The sequence below is a fragment of the Cupriavidus consociatus genome (assembly GCF_017814975.1).
Classification (GTDB): Bacteria; Pseudomonadota; Gammaproteobacteria; order Burkholderiales; family Burkholderiaceae; genus Cupriavidus; species Cupriavidus consociatus.
On sequence record NZ_JAGIQA010000070.1, the window covers coordinates 1 to 7,433 of the forward strand.

The following is a 7,433-nucleotide window of genomic DNA, read 5'->3' on the forward strand; positions in this document are numbered from 1 at the left end:
GTGGTGGCGGTGGCCACGCTGGCGCTGACCGTGCTGCTGTACCTGCTGGTGCCCAAGGGCTTCTTCCCGGTGCAGGACACCGGCGTGATCCAGGCCATCACCGAAGCCGCGCAGACCAGTTCGTTCCAGTCGATGGGCCGCAAGCAGCAGGCCGTGCAGAAGGTGGTTCTACAAGATCCGGCTGTCGCCAGCGTGTCGTCGTACATCGGCGTCGATGGCACTAACCATACCATCAATGCTAGCCGCATGCTTATCAACCTGAAGGCCAAGGGCGACCGCGACCCGATCGACGTGGTCATGCAGCGCCTGCAGCATTCGGTGCAGAATCTCGGCAGCGTGTCGCTGTTCACGCAGCCGGTGCAGGACCTGACCATCGAGGACAAGGTCTCGCGCACGCAGTACCAGTTCACGGTGGAAGATCCCGATCCCGAGACGCTGGCCACGTGGGTGCCGAAACTGGTGGAGCGCCTGCGCCAGGAGCCCGAGCTGCGCAACGTCGCCAGCGACCAGCAGAACAACGGCCTACGCGCCTATGTCGATATCGACCGCGACGCCGCGGCGCGCTTCGGCATCACCACCGCGGTGATCGACAGTGCGCTGTACAGCGCCTTCGGCCAGCGGCTGGTGTCGACCATCTTCACGCAGTCGAGCCAGTACCGCGTAGTGCTGGAGACCATGCCAGAATTCCGCAAGAGTCCGCAATCGCTGGCTGAGCTGCGGCTGCCCTCCTCTTCCGGCGGACAGGTGCCGCTGGGCGCGTTCGCACGCATCAACGAGCGCACCGGGCCGCTGGTGATCAACCACCAGGGGCAATTCCCGGCGGCGACGATCTCGTTCAACCTGGCGCATGGCGAATCGCTCGGCGCCGCGGTCGACAAGATCACCAGGGTGGAGCAGGAGCTGGGCCTGCCGATCTCGATGCAGACCAGCTTCCAGGGCGCGGCGCTGGCGTTCCGCGCGTCGCTGTCGAACACGCTGTGGCTGATCCTGGCCGCGGTGGTGACGATGTATATCGTGCTGGGCATGCTGTATGAAAGCACCATCCACCCGGTCACGATCCTGTCGACGCTGCCGTCGGCCGGCGTGGGCGCGCTGCTGGCGCTGCTGGTGGCGGGGATGGACCTAGGCATCATCGCCATCATCGGCATCATCCTGCTGGTCGGCATCGTCAAGAAGAACGCGATCATGATGATCGACTTCGCGCTCGAAGCCGAGCGCGAAGGCGGCATGACGCCGCGCGACGCGATCTTCCAGGCCTGCCTGCTGCGTTTCCGCCCGATCCTGATGACGACGATGGCAGCACTGCTGGCCGCACTGCCGATGATGCTGGGCTCCGGCATCGGGTCGGAGTTACGCCGTCCGCTGGGCATCACGATGGTCGGCGGTCTGCTGGTCAGCCAGATGCTGACGCTCTTCACCACGCCGGTGATCTACTTGGCGTTCGATCGCGTGGCCTGTCGCCTCAGTGAGTGGCGCCACAGCCAGTACGGCAATCCGAACGACGGTGGCGGCGACGATAGCAGCTATGGTCGTCGCGCCATAACACTACCGCCACAGGAGCCGAACGCCCAATGAACCTCTCGGCCGCCTTCATCTATCGCCCCGTCGCCACGGCACTGCTGACCATCGGCATCCTGCTAGCGGGCATTGCCGCATTCCGACTGCTGCCGGTGTCGCCGCTGCCCCAGGTGGATTTTCCCACGATCTCGGTCGCGGCGTCGCTGCCAGGCGCTAGCCCCGAGACCATGGCCGCCACCGTCGCCACGCCGCTGGAGCGCGCGCTGGGCGCCATCGCGGGTGTGAACGAAATCACATCGAGCAGTTCGCTTGGCTTCACAGCCGTGACGCTGCAGTTTGACCTGTCACGCGATCTCAATGGCGCCGCACGCGACGTTCAGGCGGCCATCAATATGTCGCGCGCCACGCTGCCCACGAGCCTGCCGAGTAATCCCACCTATTGGAAGGTGAACATGGCTGACGCACCGATCATGATCATCGGGCTGACCTCGCCCACGATGACTCGCGGACAGCTCTACGACGTGGCGTCGACAATTCTGGCCCCAAAGCTGTCGCAAGTGAAAGGGGTTGGCCAGGTCATCGTTGGCGGGTCGTCACTGCCGGCAGTGCGGGTGGAGCTGAACCCGACGGCGCTGAGCCACTACGGCATTTCGCTGAAAGACGTGCGTAATACGATCAGTGCCACCAATGCGAATCGTCCGCTCGGCATTCTCGACAACGCCAACACCGCGTGGCAAGTTTACGCCAACGACCAAGCGATGGCGGCCAAAGACTACATGCCGCTGATCATTCGCTACGCGACACCGGTCGCCAACTCGTCAACCTCTCCCGGCGTACTGATCGCAGGCACGGCCAATCCCGCTGGGGGCGACAAAGTCAATAACGCAGGCCCCAATTCGTTCGCGGTGCCGGTGCGACTGCAGGATGTCGCCAACGTTGTGGATTCTGTGCAGGACATCCGCAACGCGGGCTCGGCCAATGGGAAGCCCTCGGTGCTGCTGGGGCTGATCCGCTCGCCTGATTCTAACATCAGCGAGACCGTCAACCGCGTAAACGACATGCTGCCAACGCTGCACAAGATGATTCCAGCCACGATTTCGATGGACGTGATGATGGACCGCGCGCCCACCATCCGCGCGTCGCTTCGCGAGGTGGAGAACACGCTGATGATCTCCGTGGCGCTGGTGATCATGGTGGTATTCTTGTTCCTGCGTAATGTGCGCGCCGCTTTGATCCCGAGCGTGGCGGTGCCTGTTTCGCTTGTGGGAACGTTCTCGGTCATGTATCTGGCCGGATTCTCGCTGAACAACCTATCACTGATGGCGCTTACAATTGCCACGGGTTTTGTCGTTGACGATGCTATCGTGGTGCTCGAGAACATTTCGCGCCATATCGAGGAAGGAATGAAGCCACTGGCCGCCGCGCTGCGTGGCGCGCGGGAGGTCGGCTTCACCGTGTTATCGATGAGCCTGTCCCTAATCGCCGTCTTCATTCCGCTGCTGCTGATGGGCGGCTTCGTAGGTCGCCTGTTTCAGGAGTTCGCAATCACGCTCTCGGTGGCCATCATGGTCTCCCTGGTAATTTCATTGACCACCACGCCTATGATGTGCGCACGGCTGCTGCGCCCGGCCCAGGAACGGCCCCAAGGCCGCGTCTATCGCGCTAGCGAGCGCGCCTTTGAGTGGATGCAGAAAGCATACGGCCGCACGCTAGCCGTGGCTCTTCGCCACGGCCCGATCGTCTGGATAGTACTGCTGTTGACCATCGCGCTGAACTTTTACCTGTACCTAATCGTCCCCAAGGGCTTTTTCCCACAGCAGGACACGGGACGTCTGATCGGCTTCATCCACGCGGATCAGGCAACCTCCTTCTTGTTGATGCGAACGAAGCTCGACAACTTCGTTAAGATCGTCCAGTCCGATCCAGCCGTGGTCAACGTGACTGGCTTCACGGGCGGTCGGCAGCGCAACACCGGGCAGATGTTCATCACCCTGAAACCGCTTTCCGAACGCGAGGAGACAGCCGACCAAATCGTGGCACGTCTGCGTACCAGGCTAGCCGGGGAACCCGGCGCCAGCCTGTTTCTTACGTCGATGCAGGACATCCGCTTCGGCAGCCTCCAGAGCAGTTCAGCCTACCAGTTCACACTGCAGTCAGATGATCTCGATGTGCTACGCACGTGGGAGCCCAAGGTACGCGCGGCAATCTCGAACATAAAAGGACTAGAGGACGTGGATACCGACACCAACGACAAGGGCCTCCAGACATCGGTCATCATCGACCGTGATGCCGCATCGAAGCTTGGCGTCACAGCCCGGCAGGTCGACGCGGTCCTTAACGATGCGTTCGGCCAGCGACTAGTCTCGACAATCTATCATCCTTTGAACCAGTACCGCGTGGTGATGGAGCTGAGTCAGGAATACCTGCAGGGCCCGCATGCGCTGCAGGACATCTATGTTGTCACCGATGGCGGCAAGCGTGTGCCGCTGGCGGCCTTCGCGCACATAGAGCCCACCAGCACGCCGCTTGGCGTTAATCATCAGGGCCAGTTCGCCGCGTCGACGATCTCGTTCAACCTGGCAGAGGGCTACTCGCTGTCGCAAGCCACGGAAGCCATCGAGCTCGCCATGGCGCGGATCGGCGCGCCCGAAACGCTTCGGGCCAATTTTTCGGGGGAGGCCATGGCGTTCCAAGATTCGTTCAGCACCGGGCAGCTGTTGATCCTTGCGGCCATCACCATCTATATCGTCCTGGGCATTCTGTACGAAAGCTATGTGCATCCACTGACGATCCTGTCGACTCTTCCGTCGGCCGGCGTGGGCGCACTGCTGGCCCTACTGCTATTCAAGACCGAGTTCAGCATCATCGCGCTCATCGGCGTGATCCTGCTAATCGGCATCGTCAAGAAGAACGCGATCATGATGATCGACTTCGCCCTCGACGCCGAACGGCGCGAGGGCATGAGCCCTCACCATGCCATCTACCGCGCCTGCCTGCTGCGCTTCAGACCGATCACGATGACCACGGCGGCGGCACTGCTAGGGGCGATTCCGCTGGCGCTTGGCGGTAACGATGGCGCCGAGCTGCGCAAGCCGCTGGGCATCTCGATCGCCGGCGGTCTGGTGGTAAGCCAACTGCTGACGCTATACACGACCCCCGTAGTCTACTTGACGCTAGACCGCTGGCGTCTAAAGGTCATTGCCTGGTGCGCACGCCGGCAGTAACGCGGCGCCGCATCGCAACTCGAACACTGAAGAAGGCATCGCCATGCTTCGACACTCCTATTCCTTTTCCGTGATGACCCTGGTCTGTGCCATGCTGGCCGGTTGCGCTGTTGGCCCCGATTACAAGCGCCCCGATGCACCCGTGCCGAAGGCCTTCAAGGAAGCCACCGACGCCATGCCCACATGGAGCGGCGACTGGAAGACGGCCGAGCCGCAGGATGCAGCGGGCCGCCCGGAGTGGTGGCATGTGTTCAACGATCCTGCGCTGGACGACCTCATCGCTCAAGTTCAGGTCTCGAATGAGAAAATCCAGGCGGCCGATGCGATCTATCGTCAGGCTATGGCTAAGTTGGCGTCCTCGCGCTCGCGCCACTTCCCGACCGTCGAAGCCAAGGCCGGCGTATCGCGTGCGCCATCGAAATCAAGCGGTCACATCGACAACGAACATAACGTCACGCTGTCGGGCAAATGGGAGATTGACATCTGGGGCAATGTCCGTCGCAACGCGGAGGCCGCAGAAGCCGAAGGGCAAAGTCGCCAAGCCAACCTAGCATCGACACTGCTGTCGGCGCAGGCCACGCTCGCAGAAAACTACTTCTCTCTGCGCGTGGCCGATGCGAAACGTGCACTGCTAGACCGCACGGTAGCTGACTATGCCAAGTCCCTACAACTTGTGCGGAACCAGTACGAAGCCGGCACGGTGCAGCGCTCAGACGTGCTGCAATCGAAAACGCAGCTCAAGTCGGCCCAAGCGCAGCAACTCGATATCCAGATCAGCCGCGCAAAGCTGGAACACTCCATCGCCATCCTGGTCGGTAAGCCGCCGTCGGAACTGAACGTCCCTCCGGCCGACACCCAAGCTCCTGTGCCCGTGGTACCGGTGGCAGTGCCATCGCAAATGCTCGAACGCCGCCCCGACATCTCCGCCGCCGAGCGCCGCATGGCGTCCGCCAATGCCAATATAGGCGTGGCGCAGGCCGCCTACTATCCGAAGCTGTCGCTTTCGGCCACGACCGGCCTCACGGCCAGCACGCTAGCGCGCTGGCTGTCGCTGCCAGATCACCTGTGGTCGATTGGCGCCGGTCTGGCGGGCACGGTATTTGACGGTGGCCTTCGCAACGCCGACAAGGCCAAAGCGGTGGCAGTGTATGACCAGGAAGTGGCCAACTACCGACAGACCGTGCTCGAAGCCTTCCGGGAAGTCGAGGACAACCTCGCATCGGCACGCGTGCTGGAACAGGAAGCCACAATACAGGGCGATGCCCTGCGCTCCGCGCGCGAAGCGCTATTGCTGGTCAACAACCGCTACAAGGCCGGCACCGCCAGCCTTCTCGACGTGCTGACGGTACAGACTACCGCCTATACCGCCGAAACCACCACGCTGCAAATCATGGATCGCCAGTACACGGCGGCCGTCACGCTGATCAAGGCGCTGGGAGGCGGGTGGCATGGGTACGACGTTGAGGTTGGGAAGGTGGAGGAAACAGCCAGTTGGGGGGCGCCGCCGCAATAGTCAGTCTATTCTGGAGGCGGAATAGAAAAGCGATGCGCCATCATCCATCCGAGGCGATCCAGACTTTCCGCGAAATCGCGTTGCTGGGGCTGTCAGTAATGAGATGGTCACCCCCACCCTGCATGCGGGTACGCTGCAGGGTGTTTTTCTGTGCGCCCGGCAGGGCGCACCTACCTGGGGGTGGAAGTCCCCTACATAGCCGGCAAGGGGAAGTGTTAGCCAGAGGCAAGGGTTCCCCGGGCGACTGGGGGTCTGAAGGAAGCCCGAGGCAAAGCGCTGGCCTGACGAACAGGAAGCGGATATGAGGCGCCGTATCGGGATGAGGCAGCAGAAATTGCCAAAGTCCAATACTTGCACGGATCGATGCGGCGTAAATCCGACAGGCATAAGCGTGAAGGTGGGGGCGTCCATGTACGGGAGATCTGCACTGCTGCCATGGTGTGCTACCGGCGTCGAGAGGCGCTGGGATGGCGGTGCAGAAGTCAGCAGAGGCCATACTAGGCGCGCGGTTGGCGCTGAAGGGCCGAACATGAGCGAGCGCGATTAGGACGATAGACCTCGATGCGAACCGACGAAGCCCAAATGCACGAACGAGTGCAGCCCACAGCGGAGGAAGGCGGGCGGAACCTGCCTGGGGCCGATGGGGGTGCGGAGGCTGGCACGGCGGCTGTTGGGCAAACGAAAGCGCAGGCGCCATCGCTGATGGAGGCGGTGGTCGAGAGAAGCAACATGCGGCTGGCGTACCGGAAGGTGGTCGGCAATGGCGGCGCGGCCGGGGTGGATGCCCTGGAGGTGACGGCGTTGCGGGACTGGCTGAAGGTGAGTTGGCCGAGCGTCAAGGCGGCGTTGCTGGCCGGCCAGTACATCCCGCAAGCGGTGCGTGCGGTGGACATTCCCAAGCCCGCGGGCGGGGTGAGAACACTGGGCATCCCGACGGTGATCTCATAATGCACCTCGCACAGTTATGTGTAGGAATATTGCCCCCGAAGATGCCCTGAAGTGCACACCCAGTCCCGCAGTTGCTGTTCCTTGGCGGGATCCAGCGTGATCCACCATGGGCCCCGCCCGTCGAGCTTTCGAGCAGGGACCACCTGGCGCTCGATCCAGTAATACACGACGTGTGGACTGATGCCCAGTCGGTGAGCGAGTTGCTGTACCGTGAGTTCGTCAGGCCGCTT

General features: G+C 62.4%; 5 protein-coding genes. 4 read left to right on the forward strand and 1 reads right to left on the reverse strand.

Annotated features, from left to right (window positions below; genetic code table 11):
* The 4 genes from J8I82_RS36705 to J8I82_RS36720 form a co-directional block, all read left to right on the forward strand.
* On the forward strand, nt 1-1,575 hold a 1,575-nt coding region (locus tag J8I82_RS36705; RefSeq protein ID WP_209765423.1), incomplete at its 5' end, for an efflux RND transporter permease subunit.
* Nucleotides 1,572-4,742, forward strand: coding sequence for an efflux RND transporter permease subunit (locus tag J8I82_RS36710; protein WP_209765425.1), 3,171 nt, complete (start codon nt 1,572-1,574; stop codon nt 4,740-4,742). The genes J8I82_RS36705 and J8I82_RS36710, both read left to right, overlap by 4 nt.
* Nucleotides 4,743-4,785: 43 nt before the next feature.
* The gene (locus J8I82_RS36715) at nt 4,786-6,255 is read left to right on the forward strand and encodes an efflux transporter outer membrane subunit (protein ID WP_209765427.1); all 1,470 of its coding nucleotides are present in this window, start codon (nt 4,786-4,788) and stop codon (nt 6,253-6,255) included.
* A 561-nt stretch (nt 6,256-6,816) separates the two neighbouring features.
* Nucleotides 6,817-7,203: a reverse transcriptase family protein gene (locus tag J8I82_RS36720; protein ID WP_245180613.1), complete on the forward strand. Its 387-nt coding sequence runs from the start codon at nt 6,817-6,819 to the stop codon at nt 7,201-7,203.
* Nucleotides 7,204-7,217: 14 nt separating this feature from the next.
* Here J8I82_RS36720 and J8I82_RS36725 read toward each other — a convergent pair.
* Nucleotides 7,218-7,433: helix-turn-helix domain-containing protein (locus tag J8I82_RS36725; RefSeq protein WP_209765429.1), on the reverse strand; the 216-nt coding region annotated here is incomplete at its 5' end.

Bases quoted from the DNA above. Each gene is read 5' to 3' on its own strand.
- J8I82_RS36715 (WP_209765427.1), top strand. From the start codon at position 4,786: ATGCTTCGACACTCCTATTCCTTTTCCGTGATGACCCTGGTCTGTGCC.
- J8I82_RS36710 (WP_209765425.1), top strand. From the start codon at position 1,572: ATGAACCTCTCGGCCGCCTTCATCTATCGCCCCGTCGCCACGGCACTG.
- J8I82_RS36720 (WP_245180613.1), top strand. From the start codon at position 6,817: ATGCGAACCGACGAAGCCCAAATGCACGAACGAGTGCAGCCCACAGCG.